This window comes from Kitasatospora sp. NPDC085895 (genome assembly GCF_040702125.1).
In the GTDB taxonomy this organism is placed as follows: Bacteria; Actinomycetota; Actinomycetes; order Streptomycetales; family Streptomycetaceae; genus Kitasatospora; species Kitasatospora arboriphila.
The window spans coordinates 16,635-38,858 of the sequence record NZ_JBFBJY010000081.1 but is presented as its reverse complement, the minus strand read 5'-3'; the positions used below and the strand labels follow the sequence as shown (position 1 = coordinate 38,858).

Here is a 22,224-nt window from a genome sequence, read left to right as displayed (position 1 = left end):
CGCCCCCCTGCCTCTCTGGGCGGGGGGGGGGGCCCGCGCCCCCGGGGCCGCCGGCCGCCGCGCCCCGCGCGCCGCGGGGGCGCGGGGGGGCGGCGCCGCGGCCGCCCGGGGGACGCCCGGGCGGCCGCTGCGTCGGTGCGGTGCTGTGCGGTGCCGTGCCGGTGCGGGGGATCAGAACGCGGCGCGGACCTCGCCCACCACCGCGCCGCCGCCGTGCAGCGGCTCGGCGCCGATCCGGTCCAGCACCTCGTGTTCGACGCCGAGGCGGCGCAGCGCGGCGGCGAGCACCGGGCCGCGGGCCCGCTCGGCACCGTCGTCGATCTTGAAGGCGAGCGCCCGACCGTCGGCCAGCGCGACCACCTGGACGGCTTCGGCGCCCATCTTGGAGAGCGTGCCGGGCACCGCCCGCATCAGCCAGGTGTCGGCGCGGCGGGTGCCGGCCACGTACTCGGGGTGGGCGCGCATGGCGTCGGCGACGCGGCGCTGCGGGGTGCCGGGGTCGGAGAGCACCAGCGAGCGGTAGCCGCGGGCCAGGCCGGTCAGCGAGACGGCGAGCAGCGGGGCGCCGCAGCCGTCGGTGCCGACGTGCGCGGCGCGCTCGCCGGTGGCCTCCTCCAGGGCCTCGCGGGCCAGCACCTGGATCGGGTGGGCGGCGTCGAGGTACGCGGCGGTGTCCCAGCCGTTGGCGGCGCTGGCGGCCAGCCAGCCGGCGTGCTTGCCGGAGCAGTCCATCATGATCGGCGCGGCGCTGCCGCCGGAGCGCAGCAGCAGCTCGGCCTCGACCCGGTCGAGCGGGAGGTCCGCCGGGGTGCGCAGGGCCTCCTCGGTGAGGCCGGCGGCGGCGAGCACGGCGCGGACGGCGTCGCGGTGGAAGTCCTCCGCGGAGTGGCTGGACGCGGCCAGGGCGAGCGCCTCGCCGTCCAGGGCGAGGCCGGCCCGCAGGGTGGCCACCGCCTGGAAGGGCTTGGCGGTGGAGCGCGGGAAGACCGGCGCCTCGGGTGCGCCGAGCGCGTACTCGACCGAGCCGTCGGCGGCGAGCATCACCAGGGAGCCGCGGTGGCGGCCCTCGACGAAGCCGGAGCGTATGACCTCGGCGAGGGCGGGCAGGGCGGACTGGGGCATGGAGACTCCTGACGGCGAGTGCACTGGGTGAGGGTGGCCCGGCCGCCGCCCGCTCCTCAGCCTCCCGTGAGCAGGTCGTCGACCCGTGCTTCCCCTTCACGGTACCTGCGGGTGATTTCCGCACTGCAGTCGTCCGCCGTCCGCTGCAGCACCTGGCGCCGGCCGGAGACCTCGCGCTCGTGCCGGGAGAGCCGCTCGACGGCGGACAGCAGGGCGGAGGTGGGGCGCGCCGCGAGGTCGGCGAGCCGGACGTCGCCCATCAGCGCGTCGGCCTCGCGGCGGTACTCGGCGCCGCGGGGCGGGCCGAGCGTCACGTGCCGGGCCGGGCGGCGGACGGGGGAGGGCAGGTCGGCCAGGATCGCCGGCAGCCGGTCGAGCAGGTCGGCGGAGGGCTGCGGAGCGAGGTCGTGCGGCACCCGGCGGCGGGCGAGCTCGGCCCGCAGGATGTCCATCCGGCCCTGCAGCAGGCGGCGGAGGTACGAGAGGTCGGCCTCCTGCTCCTGTGCGTCCCGCCGGAGCGTCCGTAGCTGGTCCAGGCCCAGCCCGCCGATGTCGCTCGCGTCCATCCACCACCTGCCGTTGTTCCTGCGTCCCGGGCCGTGCTGCCCGTACCCGAACACGACCGGCCGCCCCGGGGAGTTCCCTGCGGGCGCCGGTGCCACCCGCTCGGGCTAGCGGCGCCGGGGGACCTGGTCGGTCGACGGGCCGTGCGCGGGCGGCGTCGGACAGCGTGCCACCCCGGCGGGCGGCCGCGCACCGCCCGGCACCCGAACGGCCCCCCTGGCGAACCGCCATGGCTGGTACGACAATTGGCGGCCACTCGCTGACCTGCGCCGACCTCGGCGCACGCGCGCGCCACCCGGCGCACGCCGAGGCGCCGCGCGCCTCCGGCAGAATGGCGGCATGCGAGCAGTGGTGCAGCGGGTGTCGGAGGCGGCCGTCCGGGTGGACGGCGAGTGCGTGGGCGCGATCGAGGGGCCGGGCCTGTGCGTGCTGGTCGGCGCGACCCACGAGGACACCCCGGCGAAGGCCGCCCAGCTGGCCCGCAAGCTGTGGACACTGCGGCTGTTCCCCGGCTCCCCCGAGCTCTCCTGCGAGGAGCTGGGCGCACCACTGCTGGTGATCAGTCAGTTCACGCTGTACGGCGACGCCCGGAAGGGCCGCCGGCCCACCTGGAACGCCGCCGCGCCCGGCCCGGTCGCCGAGCCGCTGGTGGACGCGGTGGTGGCCGAGCTGCGGGCGCTGGGCGCCAAGGTGGAGACCGGGCGGTTCGGGGCGGACATGAAGGTGTCGCTGGTGAACGACGGGCCGTTCACCGTGCTGCTGGAGGTCTGAGCCCCGCCGGGCTACTGCGGGACGATCACGTCCTGGGTGCCGGGCACGCCGTCGGCGAGCAGCACCGCGTCCACCGGGACGTTCCGCTTGACCAGCGCCATGGCGATCGGCCCGAGCTCCCAGTGCCGGGCCGAGGAGGTCACGAAGCCGAGCGCACGGCCGTCCTCGCCGTCCGAGGCCAGCCGGACCTGGGCGCCGTGCTGCGGCAGCTTCTCCTCGGTGCCGTCGAGGTGCAGGAAGACCAGCCGGCGCGGCGGGCGGCCGAGGTTGTGCACCCGGGCGACCGTCTCCTGGCCGCGGTAGCAGCCCTTCTGCAGGTGGACGGCGGTGGCCAGCCAGTCGACCTCGTGCGGGATGGTGCGGTGGTCGGTCTCGAAGCCGAGCCGCGGCCGGTGGCCCTCGATCCGCAGCGCCTCGTACGCCCAGACGCCGGCCGCCGGACCGTAACCGGCCGTCAGCTCCTCCAGCTCGGACCGCGGCACGAACAGCTCGCGGCCGTACGGGAGTTCCCGGACGGCCGCGGCGCCCTCCGCGGACGCGGCGGAGCCGGCCGGCAGGTGCACCACGGCGAGGTCGGCGGTCGCGTCGGCGATCTCGACCCGGTAGAAGAACTTCATGCTCTCCAGGTAGGCGATCAGCGCCGGCGCGGTGCCGGGCTCCACGTGCACCCAGGTGGTCCCGCCGTCGTCGACCAGGTAGAGGGCGTGCTCGACGTGCCCGTTCGGAGAGAGGATCAGGGCGTCCGCGGCCTGCTGCGGGGGCAGCGCGCTGACGTGCTGGGTGAGCAGCAGGTGCAGCCAGGAGAGCCGGTCGGCACCGCTGACGGTGACCACCCCGCGGTGCGAGAGGTCGACGAAGCCGCGGCCGGCGGCGAGCTCGCGCTGTTCCCGGAAGAAGTCGCCGTAGTGGGCGGCGACGCCCTCGTCGGGTCCCTCGGCGGGGACGGCGCCGGGCAGGTCGAGCAGCGGGCTCTTGGTTCCGGTCATACCGGCCAGCTTACGACTGCGTGCCGCCGCGCTTTTCGGTGCAGTCGGCGCAGCGGCCGAAGATCGCGAAGTGCTTGAGGTCGGTGTCGAAGCCGTGCTCGGCGCGCAGGCTCTCGATCAGCGGGGCGGCGATCGCGGTGTCGGTCTCGGTGACCTTGTCGCAGTCCCGGCAGACCAGGTGCAGGTGGGTGTGGCGGCCGGCCAGGTGGTAGGTCGGGGCGCCGTGGCCGAGGTGCGCGTGGGAGACCAGGCCGAGTTCCTCCAGCAGCTCCAGCGTCCGGTAGACGGTGGAGATGTTGACCCCGCTGGCGGTCTTGCGGACGTGGCCGAGGATCTCGTCCGGGGTGGCGTGGTCCAGCACGTCGACCGCCTCCAGGACGAGCTGGCGCTGCGGGGTCAGCCGGTAGCCGCGCTGCCGCAGGTCGCTCTTCCAGTCGGTGGGGGTTTCGGTGTTCGCCACGGTAGGTCCCTGCCCGTTGGAGGTGATGGGACAAGTGTAGGGACCGACCCCGGGGTCGGTCCCTACCTCGTGCGGTCCCGCGGACCGGGCCGGGCGGGCCCGGCGGCCGGTCAGCGGAAGAACGCGATGCCGTCGTCCGGCAGGTCGTTGATGTCCTGGATCAGCTTCGCCGGGCTCAGCACCTTCTTGAGCTGCGCGGACATGTACGGCCGCAGCGGAACCTCGGGGGCGGCCTTCTCGCCGACCCAGAGGAGCTCCTCCTTGACCATGCCGTACAGGCGCTTGCCGCCCGTGTAGGCCGGGGCGCCCTCGATCCGGGCGACCGCGTCGGTGGCGAGGTCGATCTGCGGCTTGCCGTCGTGCAGCTTGCCGTACCAGATCTCCACGGTGCCGTCGTCGCGGACGGACGAGACCTCGATCTCGCGCTCACCGGACGTGCCGTGCTGGTTGCTGGTGATCCGCCAGAAGGAGTGCTCGTTCTCCAGCGGACGGACCTTCTCGCCCTGCTCGTCCAGGACCCAGGTGCGGGAACGGAACTCCAGGAACGGCCGGCCGTCGTGCCGGAAGACGACCTCCTGGCCGAAGTTGCACTTCTCGGTGCCCGGGAAGTCGTGGACGCCGGCGCCCTCCCACGTACCGAGGAGGAAGGCCAGCGGGACGACGTCACGGTGGAGGTCGGAAGGGATCTCGATCATTTTCCTGCTGCTGTCGTCGGAGTCTGCTGACTCCACACGTTACGGCAGTCGGGCGGCGTCAGCGCTGGCCCTGGTAGAGCTTCATCACCGAGAAGATGGCGAACCAGGTGATCAGGACGGCCATCAGCGCGAGCAGACTGTCGAAGAAGATTTCCAGACCGGACACGAGGCGCTCCATTGCGGGCGGGCGGACAGATAGACGAATGACGTCGCGAGTCTATCGGCCACCCTCCGGCCGGTCTCGGTGAGCCCCGCCACGCCGTCGATAGTCTGGGCGGCATGTCGAAGAAGCTGGTCATCAAGGTCACGGCCGGGGCGGACGCGCCGGAGCGCTGCTCGCAGGCCTTCACGGTGGCGGCGGTCGCGGTCGCCAGTGGGGTCGAGGTGTCGCTCTGGCTGACCGGGGAGTCGTCCTGGTTCGCGCTGCCGGGCCGGGCGGCCGAGTTCGAGCTGCCGCACGCCGCGCCGCTGCCGGAGCTGCTGGAGTCGGTCCTCGCGGCGGGCACGGTGACGCTGTGCACCCAGTGCGCGGCGCGCCGGGGCATCGGCGAGAAGGACACCGTCGAGGGGGTCCGGATCGCGGGCGCCCAGGTCTTCCTGAGCGAGATCATGGCCGACGGGGTGCAGGCGCTGGTCTACTGACGCGGCTCGTGGTCGGGGCGGTCCCGGTCGTGGCCGGGCCGGTCCCACCGGGGGTCGTCCCAGCGCGGGTCGTTCCACCAGTCGTCGTCCGGGTCGCGCTTGTTGGCGAAGACCGCGGCGAGCGGCGGGATGACCATGGCGAACAGGCACATCCCGACCGCGGCGGGCACGGACCAGAGCCGCACGACGCCCCAGGCCAGGACGAACATGCCGAGGCAGACGCCCATCATGACGAAGTAGCGGACGTGCCGCCGGTGTGCCTGCACACCTCCAGGGTATGACCGTGGCCCCCTGCTCGGCAGGGGGCCACGGCACCGGTCGTCGGCGGTCAGACCGCGATCGCGACCTCGGTGAACTCGCCCTGGGCGGCCACGACCTGGCGGTCGACGGTCGCGCCCGGCACCAGCGCACGCAGCGTCCAGGTGCCCGGACGGGCGAAGAAGCGGAACTGTCCGGTCGCCGAGGTGGGCACCTCGGCGGTGAACTCGCCGCCCTCGTCGAGCAGCCGCACGTAGCCGTTGACCGGCTCGCCGTCGCGGGTCACCGAACCCTGGATGATCGTCTCGCTCGCCACGTCAACTCCTGCCAGGTCCGGGCCGCCGGCCTTCGCACCGCACATGTCTCGTCTTCCCTTCCTACGGTTCGAGCCGGGGGCTCAGTTGCTGCCGAGCTCGATCGGCACGCCGACGAGGCTGCCGTACTCGGTCCAGGAGCCGTCGTAGTTCTTCACGTTCGGCTGGTCGAGCAGCTCGTGCAGCACGAACCAGGTGAGCGCGGAGCGCTCGCCGATGCGGCAGTAGGCGATGGTGTCCTTGGCCAGGTCCACGCCCTCCTGCTGGTAGAGCGCGCGCAGCTCGTCGTCGCTCTTGAAGGTGCCGTCGTCGTTGGCGTTCTTGGCCCACGGGATGTTCTTGGCGCTCGGGACGTGGCCCGGACGCTGCGACTGCTCCTGCGGGAGGTGGGCCGGGGCGAGCAGCTTGCCGGAGAACTCGTCGGGCGAGCGCACGTCGACCAGGTTGAGGTTGCCGATCGCGTTGACCACGTCGTCGCGGAAGGCGCGGATCGAGCTGTCCACGGCCTTCGCCTTGTACTCGGTCGCGGCGCGCTCGGGCACCTCGACGACCAGCTCGCGGGAGTCGAGCTCCCACTTCTTGCGGCCGCCGTCCAGCAGACGGACGTCGCCGTGGCCGTACAGCTTGAAGTACCAGTAGGCGTACGAGGCGAACCAGTTGTTGTTGCCGCCGTAGAGCACCACGGTCTGGTCGTTGGCGATGCCCTTGGCGCTGAGCAGCGCCTCGAAGCCGGCCTGGTCGATGAAGTCGCGGCGCACCGGGTCCTGGAGGTCGGTCTTCCAGTCGATGCGGACGGCGTTGCGGATGTGGTTCTTCTCGTAGGCGGAGGTGTCCTCGTCGACCTCGACGATGACGACCTTCGGGTCGTCCAGGCGGGCCTGGACCCAGTCGGCGTCGACCAGGACGTCGCTGCGGCTCATGGTGATGTCTCCATCCGGGGGCGGTTGGCGGAAGGCTGCTGTGGGTGCCCGCGGGCCCGGGTTCCGACCGGGTGTCCACAATTCGGACACCGCAGGTCGTGGGCCTGGCGGGCGGTTCGGGTCAGAGGCGCCGGGGGCCGGCGGTCCGGGAGCGGACCGCACGGGGCCGGCATGCGGGGCGGGCGGGGCCTGACGGGCTGGTCAGAGCTGCCCGGTCAGCGCATTCGACACAGGCAGGTGGACACGCGGCACAGGTCTACCGCCCGCCGCTTCGTGAGATCCGCCTGTCGCTTCATGCCGACGATGCTAGGGACACCGCGGGCCCGCTGTCATCAGCGTGTCGAATAATGAGACCAGATGGCCCGAATGCTGGGATTTGCCGATTTACCGCCCCTGCGGCCAGCACGAATGCCGCCCCGGCACGACCGGAACGGGGTCCGGGGCGTCGGCGCGAGCGGCATTGCTGGACAGCGCGTCTCGCAGTGCGGGACGGGAGGGGTGGAGGAACGGGGCGGCGGGCGCCTCGACCGGCGGATCAGCCGATCACGCGGACGTTCTCGCCCTGGAAGGTGAGCTGGAGGCCCTCCGGCTGCGGCACGGCGCCGGAGAGGTTCAGGCCGGCCGGCAGCTCGGTGAGGGTGAAGCTGCGCGCGCCCAGCTTCCCGCCGAGCGCGCCGTTCAGCACCGACGCCATGCCGGTGAGCTTGAAGCCGTCCGCGGTGATGGTGTTGCCCGAGCTGTGCACGTCGCCCTGGCCGACGGACATGCCCATCAGCGAGGCCTTGACCTTGCCGGGGCCGCCGTACGACAGCTCCAGGCGGTCGGCGCCGGGCACGCCCGACTGCGGCGCCGCCAGCCGGGCCGCGTCGGCGTAGCTGATCAGCCCGGTGCCGCTGCCGTGCCGGACGGTGGCGCTGCGGTAGTCGTCGCCGACGGACACCCCGGACAGCCGGGCGCTGAAGGAGCGCAGCGCCACCTGCTGGCTGCCGTTGCCGACCGTCATGCCCTCGCCGGAGAGCCGGACGTCGTCGAACTCCTTGGCGAGGGCCTGGGTGAGGAACGGGAAGCCGTCGATGTGCACGGCCGGGCGCTGGGCCATCCGGCCGCTGCCCGCCAGCCGGTCGGCGGCCTCGTCCTCGGCGACGCCCACGGCCACCCGGTCCGCGCCGACCAGCAGTCCGGCCAGGGCCGCCAGGCCGATCGTCGCCTTCAGCCAGCCGCGCATCATGTCTCCCGGTGGTCGCTCCGTGTCGCCGTGCCGTCCGGAGTGCTACGACGATCGGCCGCCCCGTGCGGTTCCTGGCGGCCGGACTCAGCCGCCGGCGAACGGCGGGAGCACCTCGACGGTGCCGCCCTCGGTGAGCGTGACCCCGGCGCGGTCGCGGGTGCCGACCTGCTCGCCGTCGACCAGGAACGAGCAGTGCCCGAGCACCTGGAGCAGCCGGGGCCGGTCGGCGTGCCGCTCGTGCACCGCGGCCAGCGCCTCGGCGAGCGTGGCGGCCTCGTACGGCTCCTCGGCGGTGCCCGCCTCGGCCTTGGCGGCGGCCCAGTAGCGGATCGTCCCGGTCACCCGTGCGGCGGCCGGGGCCACTCCCCCGGGTGAAGCAGCGGCGGTGGTGCCCATGGCAAGCCCTCCTCGTCGTCCCTCGCCCGGTGCAGCGGCCCGGCTCCGTCCGCCGGCCCGCCCACGCCAAGGTGTACACGTACGGTGCGGCCGGTGCTGCACCCATGATGGACCGGACGGCCGCCGGGTCGTCAACGCCCCGGCCCGGACGGGCGGACGGCGGACCTCCGCGAGGGCCGGGGGCGCACGCCGCGTGATCCAGCACTCGCCGCGCGCCCCTCCCGGAGCTGGGCGTGGTCGGCTATTCTCGAGGCGTAAGGGATCCGGGCAGAGTCGCCCCCGGGTCCTTTTGTGCTTTCAGGACGCCAGTACGGACGTTCTTGCGAACGGCGCACCACCCGCGCCGGAGGCGGGAACACCCCGAGGACAACGGCACGACGGAGTGCCCGCGGCCCGACGGGGCGTCAGGACCGGCGCCGGGCCTCACCCGGCGTGGGAGCAGACCGGAAGGTTCGCGGATGGGCAGGGCAGGAACGGTACGCCGGGGGTCGCGGGACTCCTCGCGTCCGCACCGCTGTGCCGTGCGCGCCCGCGAATCCACCGGAGCTCCCCCCGGACGCCCTGCGAGCGCATCCTCCACCTTCACCGCCGCCGCGCCGCCCGGCCCCGCCGCAGGCGCAACGCGACCGCGACGACCCGGAAAGGGGACTACCGGGTATGAGTTCTCTCCTCCTGCTGACCAACGCCCTGCAGCCGTCCGCCGAGGTGCTGCCCGCACTGGGCCTGCTCCTGCACAACGTCCGGGTCGCCCCGGCCGAGGGATCGGCCCTGGTCGACACCCCGAGCGCCGACGTGATCCTGGTCGACGGCCGGCGCGACCTGCCGCAGATCCGGAGCCTGTGCCAGCTGCTGCGCTCCACCGGCATCGGCTGCCCGCTGGTGCTGATCGTCACCGAGGGCGGCCTGGCCGCGGTGACCGCCGAGTGGGGCATCGACGACGTGCTGCTCGACACCGCGGGGCCGGCCGAGGTCGAGGCCCGGATCCGGCTCGCCATGGGCCGGCTCCAGGTCACCGCCGACGACTCCCCGATGGAGATCCGCAACGGCGACCTGTCGGTCGACGAGGCCACCTACTCGGCCAAGCTCAAGGGCCGGGTGCTGGACCTCACCTTCAAGGAGTTCGAGCTCCTCAAGTACCTCGCGCAGCACCCCGGCCGGGTCTTCACCCGCGCCCAGTTGCTGCAGGAGGTCTGGGGCTACGACTACTTCGGCGGCACCCGCACGGTCGACGTCCACGTCCGGCGGCTGCGGGCCAAGCTCGGCGTCGAGCACGAGCAGCTGATCGGCACCGTCCGCAACGTCGGCTACCGGTTCGTCGTCCCGGACAAGGCGGACAAGGGCGGCGACCGGTCCGGCGCCGAGCAGCACGCCGCCGCCGTCCAGGAGGCCTGAGCCCGCGGGCGGCGGCCGGCACCCGCGTCCGGCCGTCGCCCGCGAGGCCCCTGGTGTCCGGCTTGTCCGGATAGGGGCGGGGTGCACCCTCCCCCGGCCGACGGGTGACCCTCCGGTACGTGAGACTCCTCCTACCGTCCCCCTGCCACCCGCGTAGACTCCCTCCGTGGCCAAGGTGACGCGCGACGATGTAGCCCGACTGGCTGGGACCTCGACCGCGGTCGTCAGCTACGTGATCAACAACGGACCCCGACCGGTCGCCCCGGCGACCCGCGAGAAGGTCCTCGCGGCGATCGAGCAGCTCGGCTACCGGCCGAACAGCGTCGCCCAGGCGATGGCCTCGCGCCGCACCAACCTGATCGGGATGGTCGTCCCCGACGCCCGGCAGCCCTTCTTCGCCGAGATGGCGCACGCGGTCGAACGCGCCGCCTCCGAGCGCGGCAAGCTCGTGCTGATCGGCAACTCCGACTACGTGGACGACCGCGAGGTCCACTACGTGCGGGCCTTCCTCGGCATGCGGGTCGCCGGACTGATCCTGGTCAGCCAGGGCCCCTCGCAGCGGGCCGCCGAGGAGTTCGCCGCGATGGAGGGCGCCAAGGTCGTGCTGCTGCACCGCCGGCCCGAGGCGATCGACGACGTCGCCGTGGTCACCGACGACGTCGGCGGCTCCGAGCTCGCCGTCCGCCACCTCCTGGAGGTGCACGGCCACCCGTACGTGGTCTGCTTCGGCGGCCCCGTCGAGTCCCCCGCCCCCGGCGACCCGGTCATCGACCACGTCGAGGGCTGGCAGCGCGCCATGGCCGCGCACGGCCTGCCGGCCGAGCCTCACCTGGTCGACGCGCCGTTCCACCGCTACGGCGCCTACGAGGTCGCCCTGGAGCTGCTGCGCTCCCCGAACCGGCCGCCGGCGATCTTCTGCTCCACCGACGACCAGGCGATCGGCGTGCTGCGGGCCGCCCGCGAGGTGGGCCTGAAGGTGCCGGAGGACCTCGCCGTCGCCGGCTTCGACGACGTGCCCGAGGCCGCCCTCGCCGACCCGCCGCTCACCACCGTCGCCTCCGACCGCGACGCGATGGCCCGCGCCGCGGTCGACCTGGTGCTCGACGACTCGCTGATGGTGCCCGGCTCGGACACCGAGCGGGTGCGCAAGTTCGAATCGCGCCTGGTCGTACGGCGTTCCTGCGGCTGCAACGGCCAGTAGCCCGCACCTGCGGCCTGACCAGGCTTTATGAGAACCTGACGGGCTTCTCGGACCGTTCTGAGCGCGTTCTCATCAAGCCTTCATCCGCCGGGCGGAGCGTGGTCGTCATGAGCGACCCGTACCGCAGCAGCGAGGACCCGTACCGCACCGCCGACGGCCACCTGGTGTGGCCCGGCGCGCACCCCGACCGGCCGGCCCACGAGCCGACCGCGCACCCGGCCGACGCCCACCAGGCGCCCGTGCCCGGACCCGCCGGACACACCGCCGACGGCGGGCAGCTCCCGCCGCCGTACACCGCCGCCTTCGCGGACCCGCCCGAGCCGCCCGTACCGCCCGAGGGCCCCGGCGCCGCCGCGGCGGCCGGCTCCGGCGGCCACGCCCGGCGCGGTTTCCTGCGCGGCCGGCTCGCCCTGGCCGCAGCCGTCGCCGCGGTGGCCGCCGTGCTCGGCGGGGTCGCCGGCGGCGTGGTCACCAAGGCCGGCGGGACCACCGCCGCGGCCACCAGCACGGTGGTCAGCCCGGTCGCCGCCAGGTCCGACGGCACCGCCGACGTCACCGCGATCGCCGGCGCGGTCTCCCCCAGCGTCGTCCAGATCACCGTGCAGGACGGCAGCGGCACCGCCACCGGCACCGGCGTCGTGCTCACCGCCAAGGGCCAGATCCTCACCAACTACCACGTCATAGCGGGCGCGGTGGACGGCGGGCGGATGACCGTCACCTTCAAGGACGGCAGCACCGCCGAGGCCACCGTCACCGGCACCGACAAGTCCCTGGACGTCGCCGTGATCACCGCCTCCGGCGTCAGCGGGCTCACCCCCGCCGTCCTCGGCGACTCCTCCGCCGTGCGGGTCGGCGACCCGGTCGTCGCCATCGGCAACCCCGAGGGCCTCACCGGCACCGTCACCTCCGGCATCATCAGCGCCGAGAACCGCGAGGTCACCGTCCAGGTCGACGAGGGCACCACCCGCGGCAACGGCGGCTTCGGCTTCCCGCGGCTGCCCGGCCACCAGGGCGGCTCCGGCTCCAACGGCTCCGGCAGCTCCGGTGATTCCGCCACGTACAAGGCGCTGCAGACCGACGCCGCGCTCAACCCCGGCAACTCCGGCGGCCCGCTGATCAACGCCAACGGCCAGGTCATCGGCATCAACTCGGCCATGTACTCGGCGAGCGGCTCCAACTCCACCGCCGACTCCAGCAGCGCCGGCAGCGTCGGACTCGGCTTCGCCATCCCGATCGACACCGTCAAGCAGGTCCTGTCGGACATGCAGTCCGGCCGGAACCTGTGACCGCACACCCCCCGCACCCGGGCGCCTCCCGCAGGACAATGGCAGCACCCCCGCAGCACCGCCCCCACGAGAGCCAGAAAGGGCCCCAGCCCATGACTCCCCCCGCCGACGACCGCACCCCTGCCGAGACCGCCGGCCCCGGCCCCGCGCGGCTCCTCGTGGTCGACGACGAGCCCGCCCTGCGGGACGCCCTGGAGAGCAGCCTCGCCTTCGAGGGATACGAGGTCACCACCGCCACCGACGGCTTCGAAGCGCTGGAGGCCGTCGAACGCGACCGGCCCGACCTGGTGCTGCTCGACATCATGATGCCGCGGATGGACGGCCTCACCGCCGTCCGCCGGATGCGCTCGCGCGGCGACACCGCGCCCGTGCTGATGCTCACCGCCCGCGACGCCGTCGGCGACCGCGTCACCGGCCTCGACGTCGGCGCCGACGACTACCTCGCCAAGCCCTTCGAGCTCGACGAACTGCTCGCCCGGGTCCGCGCCCTGCTCCGCCGCAGCGCCCTCGCCAGCGAGGCCGCCGCCCGCGCGGCCGCCGCCGAGGACGACGGCGAGGTGCTCTCCTTCGCCGACCTGCGGATGAACACCGCCACCCGCGAGGTCACCCGCGGCGGCAAGCCGATCGAACTCACCCGGACGGAGTTCATGCTGCTGGAGATGTTCCTCGCCCACCCGCGGCAGGTGCTGACCCGGGAACAGATCCTCAAGGCCGTCTGGGGCTTCGACTTCGAACCGTCGTCCAACTCGCTCGACGTCTACGTCATGTACCTGCGGCGCAAGACCGAGCACGGCGGCATGCCCCGGCTCATCCAGACCGTGCGCGGCGTCGGCTACGCGCTGCGGCCCGCCAGCGGCGCGGCGGCGTGAAGGCGGTCGGCCGGCTCACGGGGTGGTTCCGCGGCCGTTCGCTGCGGAGCAGGCTGGCCATGCTCACCGCCGCCGCGGTCGCGGTGGCGATCGCGCTGTCGGCACTCGCGTGCTGGTTCCTCGTCAGGGATCGGCTGTACGACCAGGTACGGAACAGCCTCCGCGGGGCGCCGCCGGTGCTGGTCGGCCCGCAGCAGCGGTTCATCGCCTGCGCGGACAATGCCCGGACCGCGCTGGAACGGGCCGTTGCCGCCACCGCTGCCGACCCGGACATTCGCCGCAACCCCCAGGGCAACCGATGGGACGTCCAGCTGGTGGCGGCCGACGGGTCGGTCTGCTTCCCGCTCTCCAGTGAGCGGGCCATCAAGTCCAGCCCCTCCGACCTGTCCGTACTCGGCACCCACGACACGACGTTCCGCGACGGCGAGTACCTTGACGGATCACCCGCCATGGTGCGGCGCTCAGCCGTCAATCTCACGGTCGACGGCGTCAACCGCCAATACGTGCAACTGGTCGCCGAAGGCGTCACGGACGTCCAGGAATCACTCCGCGAACTGGCCTTCGTACTGCTCGGCGTCGCCGCGGTCGGTGTGGTCGGTGCGGGGTTCACCGGCCGGATCGTGGCGCGGTCGGCGCTCAAGCCGGTGGACCAGCTGACGGACGCGGTGGAGCACATCGCCCGCACGGAGGAGGTCGGGACGACCATCCCCGTCAACGGGAGCGACGAGATCGCGCGGCTGTCGACCTCGTTCAACTCGATGTCCACCGCCCTGCTCAACTCCCGTGAGCGGCAGACCCGGCTGATCGCCGACGCCGGGCACGAGCTGCGCACCCCGCTCACCTCGCTGCGCACCAACGTCGACCTGCTGATCCGCAGCGACGACACCGGCCGGCCGCTGCCGCCGGCGACCCGCAGCAAGCTGCTGGGCAACATGAAGGCGCAGATGCAGGAGCTCACCCTGCTGATCGGCGACCTGCTGCAGCTGTCCCGGCCGGACTCACCGAAGCCGGGTCAGAACCTCGCCGTGGTCGCCCTGCACGAGATCGCCGGGCGCGCGGTGGAGCGGGCCCGGCTGCGCGGGCCGGGGCTGGCCTTCGACGTGTCGGTGCACCCCTGGTACGTGCACGGGGACGCGGCGGCGCTGGAGCGGGCGGTGATCAACCTGCTGGACAACGCGGTGAAGTACAGCCCGCCGGGCGGCACCGTGGACGTGGCGCTGACGGGCGGCCGGCTGACCGTCCGGGACCACGGACCGGGCATCCCGCAGGACGAGCTGCCGTACGTCTTCGACCGGTTCTGGCGCTCGCCGTCCTCGCGGCAGCTGCCCGGGTCGGGCCTGGGGCTGTCGATCGTGGCGCAGACCGTCCGGGACACCGGGGGAGAGGTGACGCTCGGCCCCGCCGCGGACGGCGGCCCGGGTGCGCTGGCGACCCTGCAGCTGCCCGGGCAGCCGACCCCTCCTCAGTAGCGGGCACGGGACGCGGACGGGCGGAGGGCGGGGCACCCCCTCAGGTGCCCCGCCCTCCGCGGCTCGTGCCGGTGCGGCGTCAGTCCTTGTCGGTGCCGTCGCCGACCAGGGAGATCCGGTCGCGGGCCGGCGGGGCCAGCGGCTTGGCGGCGGAGCTGTTGGCGCCCAGGTAGGCGTTGAACAGGTCCAGGTCGGACGGGCCGACCAGGGTGTTGGTGCCGGAGGTGAAGGCCGGGAAGCCGTCACCGCCGCCCGCCAGGAACTCGTTCGCGGCGACCCGGTAGGACGCGGCCGGGTCGATCGCGGTGCCGTTCAGCTTGATCGAGGGGACGACCACCCGGGCGGCGCCGGTCTTGGTCATGTCCAGGGTGTAGGTGAGGCCCTTCGAGACCTGCAGGATCTTCGGCGCGGCGTCGTTCAGGCCGCTGACCTGCTGCTGCAGCAGCTCGACGACCTTGGCGCCGGTGAGCGTCTTGACCTGCATCATGTTGGTGAACGGCTGGACGGTGAACGCCTCGCCGTAGGTCACCACACCGTCGCCCTCGGCCGCGGAGGCCTTGTAGACCAGGTCCGAGCGGATGCCGCCGGGGTTCATGAAGGCGATCTGCGCGCCGCCCTTGTCGGCGGGTGCCGTGCCGGCCAGCTGGGCGTCGGCGATGACGTCGCCGAGCGGCTTCTCGAGGTCGGCGGAGCCGCGCCCGTTGATGTCCGCGGAGATGTAGCCGACCGGGCGGTTGGCGATCGGCGCGGCCAGCTTGTTGTAGGTGTCGATCAGCTTGGTCATGTCCGGCGCCTTGGCCACGGTGCGGCGCACCACGTGGTTGGCGGCGGTGACCGACGGGCGGACGATGGCGCCCGTGCGCTTGTCGATCTGCAGGTCGATCTCGGTGTACAGGCGGCCGAAGGAGGCGGCGCTGGTGACCGAGCGCGGCACGCCGTTCTTGTCCGGGATGGCGCAGGCGTACGCGTTGTGGGTGTGGCCGGTGACGATCGCGCCGACCGCGGGGTCGATGTTCTTCGCGATGTCGACGATCGGGCCGGAGACGCCGGCGCCGCCCGCGCCGCAGTCGTAGTTGTACGTGGTGGAGGCCGGGTAGCCGCCCTCGTGGATCAGGGCGACGATCGCGTTCACGCCCTTGCGCTTCAGCACGGCCGTGTACTTGTTGATCGTCTCGACCTCGTCGCCGAACTTGAGGCCCTTGACCCCGGCGGCGGTGACGATGTTCGGCGTGCCCTCCAGGGTGACGCCGATGAAGCCGACCTTCTCGCCGTGCACGTCGGCGATCCAGTACGGGTCGAGGATCGGGCGCCCGGTCTTCTCGTTGGTGACGTTGGCCGCCAGGTACTGGAAGTCGGCGCCCTTGAACTTGCGGCCCTCGGTGTAGCAGCCGTCGGTCGGGTGGCAGCCGCCGTCCTGCAGGCGCAGCAGTTCCTTGGAGCCCTCGTCGAACTCGTGGTTGCCCACGCTGGTGACGTCGAGGCCGAGCTTGTTCATCGCCTCGATGGTCGGCTCGTCGTGGAACAGGCCCGACAGCAGCGGGCTCGCGCCGACGATGTCACCGGCGGCGACGGTCAGGGTGTTGCGGTGGCCCTTGCGGGCGTCGCGCAGTGCGGTGGCCAGGTACTCGACACCGCCGGCCGGGGTGGAGACCACCTGGCCGGTCGCCGGGTCGACCTCCTTGACGGTGCCGGAGGAGCCGGCCGGGGGCTCGAGGTTGCCGTGGAAGTCGTTGATGGCGAGGAGCTGGAGGTCCTCGACCTTCGGCTTGTGGTGGCCGTGCGCCTCGGCGACGCTCGGCACGAGCAGCGTGCCGAGCAGGCCCGCGGCCGCGGCCGCGGCGAGCGCCGTACGGCGGTATCTGCCGGTCTGACCGGATGTGGACATGAGGGTACCCCGTACCGTCTGGGGCCCGGCGGGGGCCGGGGCCATGGTGGCATGACCAGTGAAGCCTAGGGTCAACGCGCGTAGCTGTCAGGTCTTCTGACGTAACGAGAGGGTTTCCACCAGCTGACACGTTGTTGAGCACGCGTACTCAGGCGGCGCCTGCCGCAGCGGCCGTAGCGTCACCGCCATGGAGAGCCCCGCCCGCCCCCGTCCCGCGAGCCTGACCGCCTGGTGGCTGCTGACCGCCTCCTCGGTGCTCTGGTTCACCGCCGCACTCTGCACCGCGGCGTACGCGGCCCTGGTGCTGCAGCCGTTCGCCGCACCCCGCGACGCCTCCGGGTACGCGGACGGCGAGGAGCGGTTCGTCCGCATGATCGAGACCGGGCCCGCGCTGTTCTGCGGCCTGACCTTCCTGCTGCCGGCCGGACTCGCGCTGTTCGCCTCGGGCCGGTACGCCCGGGGCGACCGCGGTGCGGCGACGCTCGCGGCCGGGTACGGGTGCGCGCACGCCCTGGCCGCGGGGCTGCTGTCCTCGTGGGGGCCGTGGCAGACCGGCGCCGCCTGGCTGCTGACCGCCGCCGCGGCGGCCGGCGTGCTGGCGGCCGGCGCCGCCGAGGGCCTCCGGTGAGCCCCGGCGGCCGGTGCCGCCGGGGCGGTCAGATCATCGGTTCGGAGGCGAGCTGCTGCTCGGCCCGCTGGCGCTCCGCGACGGCGTCCTCGGTCATCGCTCGGTCCGTGTAGACGAGCGGCCGCTCGGACTCGGTGATGATGTGCTTGACCACCTGGACGTTGCCGTTGACGTCCCAGACCGCGATGCCGGGCGACAGGGTTGGAATGATCTCCACCGCCCAGCGCGGCAGGCCCAGCACCCGGCCGGTGGCTCTCGCCTCCTCGGCCTTCTGCATGTAGATCGTGCGGGTGGAGGCCATCTTCAGGATCGCGGAGGCCTCCTTCGCGGCCGCGCCGTCCACCACGTCCGACAGGTGGTGGACCACCGCCACGAAGGACAGGCCGAGACGGCGGCCGAACTTCAGCAGGCGCTGGAAGAGCTGTGCCACGAACGGGCTGTTGATGATGTGCCAGGCCTCTTCGACCAGGAAGATCCGCTTCACCCGGTCCGGCCGCAGCCAGGTGTGCTCCAGCCAGACCCCGACGATCGCCATCAGGATCGGCATCGCGATCGAGTTCCGGTCGATGTGCGACAGGTCGAAGACGATCAGCGGCGCGTCCAGGTCGATGCCGGCCGTGGTCGGGCCGTCGAACATGCCGCGCAGGTCGCCGTCGACCAGCCGGTCCAGCACCAGGGCCACGTCCAGGCCCCAGGACTGCACGTCCTCGACGCCCACCCCCAGCGACTCCACCGAGGAGAGGTCGGGGCTGCGCAGGGTGGAGATGATGTCGTCCAGCACCGGCTGGCGGTCCTTCACCGTGGCGTGCACGTGGGCGTGCGCGGCCTTCAGCGCGAAGCCGGCCCGCTCCTCCAGCCCGCGCCCCATCGCCACCTCGATGATGGTGCGCAGCAGTGACAGCTGGCCGGTGGTGGTGATCGACGGGTCGAGCGGATTGAGCTTCACCCCGCCGTCCCGGGCCGCCATCGGGTCGAGCCGGATCGACTTTATGCCGAGCGCGTTGGCGATCAGGTTCCACTCGCCGACGCCGTCCTCGCCCTGCGCGTCCAGCACCACCACCTGTCGGTCGCGGAACCGCAGCTGGCGCAGCACGTACGTCTTCTCCAGCGCCGACTTGCCGTTGCCGGACTCGCCGAGCACCAGCCAGTGCGGCGCCGGCAACTGCTGGCCGTACAGCTGGAACGGGTCGTAGACGTAGCCCTTGCCGCTGTACACCTCGCGGCCGATGATGACGCCCGAGTCGCCCAGGCCCGGCGCGGCGGTCGGCAGGTAGACCGCCTGCGCCTGGCCGGTGGAGGTGCGGACGGGCAGACGGGTGGTCTCCACCTTGCCGAACATCAGGCTGGTGAAGGCGTCGGTGAGGTTGCCGAGCACGGGGTCCCCTCCCTCAGCGGCGGATGCCGGTCGCGAACGGCAGCGTGTTGACGAACGCCCGGTGGTGCTCGCGGTCGCACCACTCCAGCTTGAGGTAGCTCTTGCCGGCCGAGGCACGGATGGTCCGCTTGTCGCGGGCCAGCGCCTCGGGGGTGCGGGCCGAGACCGTGATGTACCCGACCAGGTTGACGCCGGCCGCGCCGGAGGCGAGGTCGTCGCCGCGCTGGTCGACCCGGCCGGTGTGCGCCAGGTCGCGCGGGTCGACGGTGCGGTTCATCTTGGCCGCGCGGTTGGCCTCGGCCTCGTCGTTGGTCTTCTCGGTGAGCATCCGCTCGATGGCGACGTCGGTCGGCTCCAGGTCCATGGTGACCGCGACCGTGCGGATCACGTCCGGGGTGTGCACCAGCAGCGGCGCCAGGAAGTTCACGCCGACCGGGGTCAGCGGCCACTCCTTGACCCAGGCGGTGGCGTGGCACCACGGCTCGCGGGTCGCCGACTCGCGGGTCTTCGCCTGCAGGAACTGCGGGTGGGTGGCGTCCAGCTCGGCCGGCCAGGCGTTGCGCCGGCTCATCGCCTGGATGTGGTCGATCGGGTGGTCCGGGTCGTACATCGAGTGCACCAGCGAGGCCAGCCGGGCCTGGCCCAGCGGCTGCCGGACCCGGATGTCCGCCTCCGCCAGCCGGGCGCAGATGTCGGTCAGCTCACGGGCCATCACCGTCGCCAGGCCCTCGTCGTCGCGCTGCCGTCGGCCGTCCGCCGTCCGCCCCATGGCGTGCGCCTCGGCCGCCAGGTCGCGGGTGTAGTGCATGCAGGCCACCAGGTAGGCGCGGTGCTGCTCGGACGAGGTCGACACCATCGACTGCAGCTGGTCGTACGACTCCTTGAGCCAGCGCGGCGCCTCGTCGTCCCCGCGGCGCTCCACGTCCTTGGCGTGCGCGTCCGGGTCCGCGGGCAGCGTCCGGGCCAGGATCTGCAGGCGGGTCACGAAGCCGTCGCCGTTCGCCACGTGCTTGAGCAGCGTGCCGAACCGGTCGACCAGCGCCTCCTGGTCCTCCGAGTCGCGCAGGCCGACGCCCGGGCCCTCGATCTCGATCGCGGCGGTGACCGTCCGGCGCTCCAGGTGCATCAGCACCCCGACCTCGTCCGGCCCGAACGGCGCGGACAGCCAGCGCAGCCGGCCCACCCCGGGCGGCGGCCCGATCTCCACCTCGCGCCCGTCCAGCCGGGTGCCCGCGTCGATCACCTCGGACTTCCAGACCGCCCGGCCGCTGCGCACCGTCCGCCGGTACGTCCGGTTGATCTCCACCCACTTGTAGAAGGTGCGGCGGCGGTACGGCACGTACACGGCCATGATCGCCAACAGCGGGAAGCCCACCAGGCCGGCGATCCGCAGCGGCAGGACCGGCATCAGCAGACCCCACATCATGCCGAGGAACGCGCCGAAGATGATCAGCACGATCTCGCCGGACTCGCGGTTGCGCCCGATCGGCGCGTTCGGCCGGGACTTGCCGATGAGGTAGGTGCGGCGCTGGTGCACGTACGGCTGGGTGTACTGGGCGCCGAACCGGCCGAGCGGTTCGCTGCTCACCCGTCACCCTCCCTTCGTGGGGTTGTTGATCGGGGCGGGGGCCGGAACGGAGGGCTGGGCGGGCGGCGCCGCGGCGCGGCCGGCGTGCGCGGCGATGCCCGGCGCGATGCCGGAGCCGCCCGCGCCGGAGGAGGCGTTGGCCGCCTGCGGGCCGCCGCGCGAACCGTGCGCCGAGATGCCCTGCTTGACCAGGTTCGCCGGGCCGTTGATCATCGCCGAGCCGGCGGAGACCGCACTCGCCCGGGCCCGCCGCACCTGCTGGAGCTCGTCGCCGAAGCCGGGCACGAAGCGGTAGACGGCCGCACTGGAGAAGATCGACAGGAAGAGGATCGCGAGGCCGGAGAGCACCCGGGCGAAGTCGTCGTCGGCCCCGGCCCCGGTGGCGACCGCGCCGGCCAGGCCCAGGATGATCACGATGATCGGCTTCGCCAGGTCCACCGCCAGCATCAGGCCGGCCCAGCGGCGGACGTGCTTCCACAGCTGCTTGTCCACCAGGCCCGCGTACACGGCGGTGCCGAGCAGCGCGCCCACGTACAGCATCGCGGCCCGGATCAGCAGCTCGATCCAGAGCACGGCGGCGGCCAGCACGGCCACCAGCGACACGATGATCAGGATCAGCGGACCGCCGCCGAGCGAGCCCTTCTCCAGGGTGTCCGCGAAGCCGCCCAGGTAGGTGCCGGTGTCCGACTTGGTGCCGGCCGAGATCGCCGCCGTCAGGCCGTCCGTCGCCGAGACCACCGTGTAGAGGATCAGCGGGGTGAACGCCGAGGCCACCACCGTCAGCCACAGGAAGCCGATCGCCTCCGAGAACGCCTGCGTCAGCGGGGCACCGCGCACCGCCCGCTTGGTCACCGCCAGCAGCCACAGCACCAGCGTGACGACCGTCGAACCGGCGAACACCACCGCGTACTGCTGCAGGAATGCGGCGTTGGTGAAGTCCACCTGCGTCGTGCCGTCGATCGCCCCCGACAGCTTGCGCACCACCCAGGCGGCGGCCTGCGCACATCCCTTGGCCAGCGACCCGAGGGGGTCGGTGACGGTGCCGAGGCCTTCGGTGCCGGGTACGACGGTGCTGTTGGGCGGAGGGCACAGCTTGTTACCGCCCAGCCAGTCCGCGCCGCCCTGGCCCGTGCAGGTCGGACCGGTGGACGACGGTGTCGGCGAGGGCGTGGGGTCGGCGAACACCCGCTGGGCGGTGATCAGCGCGGTGGCCTGCAGGACGGCGAGTGCGCCGCCTAGCGCACCGGCCCGTCGGACGAAGGATCTGGTCGAGCCGTCACCGCGCATAGCGGAAGCCTCCGAACCTCTGGACTGCGTCAGTGATCTGCTGGGCCGTGGCCGCCTGCTGATCACCCGGAACGGGGGCAGGGCCCGAGGCCCGGTCGAAGTCGGTCACCTTCCAGTCACTGCCGGTCCAGCGCATGGTGACGGTGAGGGTGTACCAGTCCTGGGAGACCGGCCTGGTCGAGCCGTCGCCGGCGAGCCCGTGCAGCCCGGTGCACCACACCTCCACCTTCGTCGCCGTGTCGGCGTAGTTGGTGGTGCGGGTGCCGACGGGGACGGTGCGGCTGACGAAGGTGAGGCCCTTGGGGGCCCGGCCCTCGGCGTCGAGGCCGAAGCGGCCGTTGTTCTCGGCGGTGAAGGCGGCGTCGAGCCGCTGCTGGATCGCGGCGGCGACGGTGGGGTCGGAGACGGTGTCGACGACGGTGTGGCGGCTCGCGGTCCGGAACATCTCCGCGGAACCGAGGGCGGTCGCGTAGTTGGCCGCGGCCGACTGGGCGCCCTGGTCGGTGTGCGGGAAGCCGTTGGCGATGCCGTTGGCGGTGGTGTCGACGGGCTTGGTGCCGCTCGGTGCGGTGGCGGCCGCACCGGCCTGGGCGCCGTCCCCGGAGCCGGGGGCGGCGGTGCCGCTGCCGGCGCTGCCCGGGTCGGGCCTGCCGCGGTTGGCGACGGAGACGGCGATCACCAGCAGGGTGACCACGAGCAGGACGGTCAGCAGCGTCCGGACGGGACGCGGCTGACGTGCGGTCACCTGGTGGGAGGGCTGTTCGCCGACCGGCAGCCGCGTACGGGTGTGCGGCTGGTCGTCGGACAACGGCACGGCGGCCCTCCTGGTGCGGGGAGCCCCGCGGGGCCCCGGTGACGCGAACACGACTGTGCCGGCAGAGTCGCATG

24 protein-coding genes are annotated in these 22,224 nt (G+C 73.1%); 8 read left to right on the top strand and 16 right to left on the bottom strand.

The window, feature by feature from the left end:
- Positions 1 to 171: 171 nt before the first annotated feature.
- A complete protein-coding gene (locus tag AB0442_RS34125) occupies positions 172 to 1,122 on the bottom strand; it encodes an asparaginase (RefSeq protein ID WP_366167461.1) in 951 nt (316 codons plus the stop codon).
- A 56-nt stretch (positions 1,123 to 1,178) separates the two neighbouring features.
- Positions 1,179 to 1,688, bottom strand: coding sequence for an ABC transporter substrate-binding protein (locus AB0442_RS34120; RefSeq protein ID WP_363540780.1), 510 nt, complete (start codon positions 1,686 to 1,688; stop codon positions 1,179 to 1,181).
- 337 nt (positions 1,689 to 2,025) lie between these two features.
- Between AB0442_RS34120 and dtd the strand changes: the two genes are divergently transcribed.
- Positions 2,026 to 2,457, top strand: a complete 432-nt coding sequence (dtd, locus tag AB0442_RS34115) for a D-aminoacyl-tRNA deacylase (protein ID WP_030268761.1) — start codon at positions 2,026 to 2,028, stop codon at positions 2,455 to 2,457.
- 11 nt (positions 2,458 to 2,468) lie between these two features.
- Here dtd and AB0442_RS34110 read toward each other — a convergent pair whose 3' ends face one another.
- From AB0442_RS34110 to AB0442_RS34100, 3 genes are all read right to left on the bottom strand, one after another.
- Positions 2,469 to 3,443 (bottom strand): folate-binding protein, encoded by a 975-nt coding sequence (locus tag AB0442_RS34110; RefSeq protein WP_366167460.1) that lies wholly within the window; start codon positions 3,441 to 3,443, stop codon positions 2,469 to 2,471.
- A gap of 10 nt (positions 3,444 to 3,453) precedes the next feature.
- On the bottom strand, positions 3,454 to 3,903 hold the full coding sequence (locus AB0442_RS34105) for a Fur family transcriptional regulator (protein ID WP_344622580.1): 450 nt from the start codon (positions 3,901 to 3,903) through the stop codon (positions 3,454 to 3,456).
- Between the two features lie 110 nt (positions 3,904 to 4,013).
- Positions 4,014 to 4,598 (bottom strand): FABP family protein, encoded by a 585-nt coding sequence (locus AB0442_RS34100; protein WP_363540778.1) that lies wholly within the window; start codon positions 4,596 to 4,598, stop codon positions 4,014 to 4,016.
- Positions 4,599 to 4,877: 279 nt separating this feature from the next.
- Here AB0442_RS34100 and AB0442_RS34095 point away from each other — a divergent pair, with 279 nt between their 5' ends.
- A complete protein-coding gene (locus AB0442_RS34095; RefSeq protein ID WP_366167459.1) occupies positions 4,878 to 5,240 on the top strand; it encodes a DsrE family protein in 363 nt (120 codons plus the stop codon).
- Here AB0442_RS34095 and AB0442_RS34090 read toward each other — a convergent pair.
- From AB0442_RS34090 to AB0442_RS34065, 6 genes are all read right to left on the bottom strand, one after another.
- Positions 5,234 to 5,506 carry a DUF3099 domain-containing protein gene (locus AB0442_RS34090; RefSeq protein ID WP_344622583.1) on the bottom strand — a complete coding sequence of 91 codons (273 nt, stop codon included), beginning with the start codon at positions 5,504 to 5,506 and terminating at the stop codon, positions 5,234 to 5,236. The two genes, AB0442_RS34095 and AB0442_RS34090, sit on opposite strands and share 7 nt — an antisense overlap.
- A gap of 62 nt (positions 5,507 to 5,568) precedes the next feature.
- Entirely contained in the window at positions 5,569 to 5,859 is a 291-nt protein-coding gene (locus AB0442_RS34085) for a DUF1416 domain-containing protein (protein ID WP_030268750.1), read from the bottom strand.
- Between the two features lie 36 nt (positions 5,860 to 5,895).
- Positions 5,896 to 6,732, bottom strand: a complete 837-nt coding sequence (locus tag AB0442_RS34080; protein WP_363540777.1) for a sulfurtransferase — start codon at positions 6,730 to 6,732, stop codon at positions 5,896 to 5,898.
- 215 nt (positions 6,733 to 6,947) lie between these two features.
- The gene (locus AB0442_RS34075; RefSeq protein ID WP_350637490.1) at positions 6,948 to 7,028 is read right to left on the bottom strand and encodes a putative leader peptide; all 81 of its coding nucleotides are present in this window, start codon (positions 7,026 to 7,028) and stop codon (positions 6,948 to 6,950) included.
- Between the two features lie 239 nt (positions 7,029 to 7,267).
- Entirely contained in the window at positions 7,268 to 7,957 is a 690-nt protein-coding gene (locus AB0442_RS34070; protein WP_366167458.1) for a DUF2993 domain-containing protein, read from the bottom strand.
- 87 nt (positions 7,958 to 8,044) lie between these two features.
- Entirely contained in the window at positions 8,045 to 8,356 is a 312-nt protein-coding gene (locus AB0442_RS34065; protein WP_366167457.1) for a MoaD/ThiS family protein, read from the bottom strand.
- A 657-nt stretch (positions 8,357 to 9,013) separates the two neighbouring features.
- Here AB0442_RS34065 and AB0442_RS34060 point away from each other — a divergent pair.
- The 5 genes from AB0442_RS34060 to AB0442_RS34040 all read left to right on the top strand — a co-directional run bounded on the left by AB0442_RS34060 (position 9,014) and on the right by AB0442_RS34040 (position 14,573).
- Positions 9,014 to 9,748 (top strand): response regulator transcription factor, encoded by a 735-nt coding sequence (locus AB0442_RS34060; protein WP_363540776.1) that lies wholly within the window; start codon positions 9,014 to 9,016, stop codon positions 9,746 to 9,748.
- A gap of 166 nt (positions 9,749 to 9,914) precedes the next feature.
- Positions 9,915 to 10,949 (top strand): LacI family DNA-binding transcriptional regulator, encoded by a 1,035-nt coding sequence (locus tag AB0442_RS34055; protein ID WP_344622588.1) that lies wholly within the window; start codon positions 9,915 to 9,917, stop codon positions 10,947 to 10,949.
- 107 nt (positions 10,950 to 11,056) lie between these two features.
- Positions 11,057 to 12,235, top strand: a complete 1,179-nt coding sequence (locus AB0442_RS34050; RefSeq protein WP_366167456.1) for a trypsin-like peptidase domain-containing protein — start codon at positions 11,057 to 11,059, stop codon at positions 12,233 to 12,235.
- Between the two features lie 92 nt (positions 12,236 to 12,327).
- A complete protein-coding gene (locus AB0442_RS34045; RefSeq protein WP_344622590.1) occupies positions 12,328 to 13,104 on the top strand; it encodes a response regulator transcription factor in 777 nt (258 codons plus the stop codon).
- 59 nt (positions 13,105 to 13,163) lie between these two features.
- Positions 13,164 to 14,573 (top strand): HAMP domain-containing sensor histidine kinase, encoded by a 1,410-nt coding sequence (locus tag AB0442_RS34040; RefSeq protein WP_366167455.1) that lies wholly within the window; start codon positions 13,164 to 13,166, stop codon positions 14,571 to 14,573.
- Positions 14,574 to 14,652: 79 nt separating this feature from the next.
- Here the strand turns inward: AB0442_RS34040 and AB0442_RS34035 are convergent, their stop codons facing one another.
- On the bottom strand, positions 14,653 to 16,458 hold the full coding sequence (locus AB0442_RS34035) for a bifunctional metallophosphatase/5'-nucleotidase (protein WP_366167454.1): 1,806 nt from the start codon (positions 16,456 to 16,458) through the stop codon (positions 14,653 to 14,655).
- A 187-nt stretch (positions 16,459 to 16,645) separates the two neighbouring features.
- On the opposite strand from AB0442_RS34035, the gene AB0442_RS34030 reads away from it, so the two are divergent.
- A complete protein-coding gene (locus AB0442_RS34030) occupies positions 16,646 to 17,086 on the top strand; it encodes a hypothetical protein (protein WP_366167453.1) in 441 nt (146 codons plus the stop codon).
- A gap of 28 nt (positions 17,087 to 17,114) precedes the next feature.
- Here AB0442_RS34030 and AB0442_RS34025 read toward each other — a convergent pair whose 3' ends face one another.
- The 4 genes from AB0442_RS34025 to AB0442_RS34010 are packed head-to-tail and all read right to left on the bottom strand — an operon-like array spanning position 17,115 to position 22,150.
- A complete protein-coding gene (locus AB0442_RS34025; RefSeq protein ID WP_366167463.1) occupies positions 17,115 to 18,425 on the bottom strand; it encodes an ATP-binding protein in 1,311 nt (436 codons plus the stop codon).
- Positions 18,426 to 18,474: 49 nt separating this feature from the next.
- The gene (locus AB0442_RS34020) at positions 18,475 to 20,049 is read right to left on the bottom strand and encodes an SCO6880 family protein (protein WP_366167452.1); all 1,575 of its coding nucleotides are present in this window, start codon (positions 20,047 to 20,049) and stop codon (positions 18,475 to 18,477) included.
- A 3-nt stretch (positions 20,050 to 20,052) separates the two neighbouring features.
- The gene (locus tag AB0442_RS34015) at positions 20,053 to 21,336 is read right to left on the bottom strand and encodes a hypothetical protein (protein ID WP_366167451.1); all 1,284 of its coding nucleotides are present in this window, start codon (positions 21,334 to 21,336) and stop codon (positions 20,053 to 20,055) included.
- Complete coding sequence (locus AB0442_RS34010; protein WP_366167450.1) at positions 21,326 to 22,150, bottom strand: hypothetical protein; 825 nt, start codon at positions 22,148 to 22,150, stop codon at positions 21,326 to 21,328. Before AB0442_RS34010 ends, AB0442_RS34015 begins: the two co-directional genes overlap by 11 nt.
- Positions 22,151 to 22,224 lie beyond the last annotated feature (74 nt).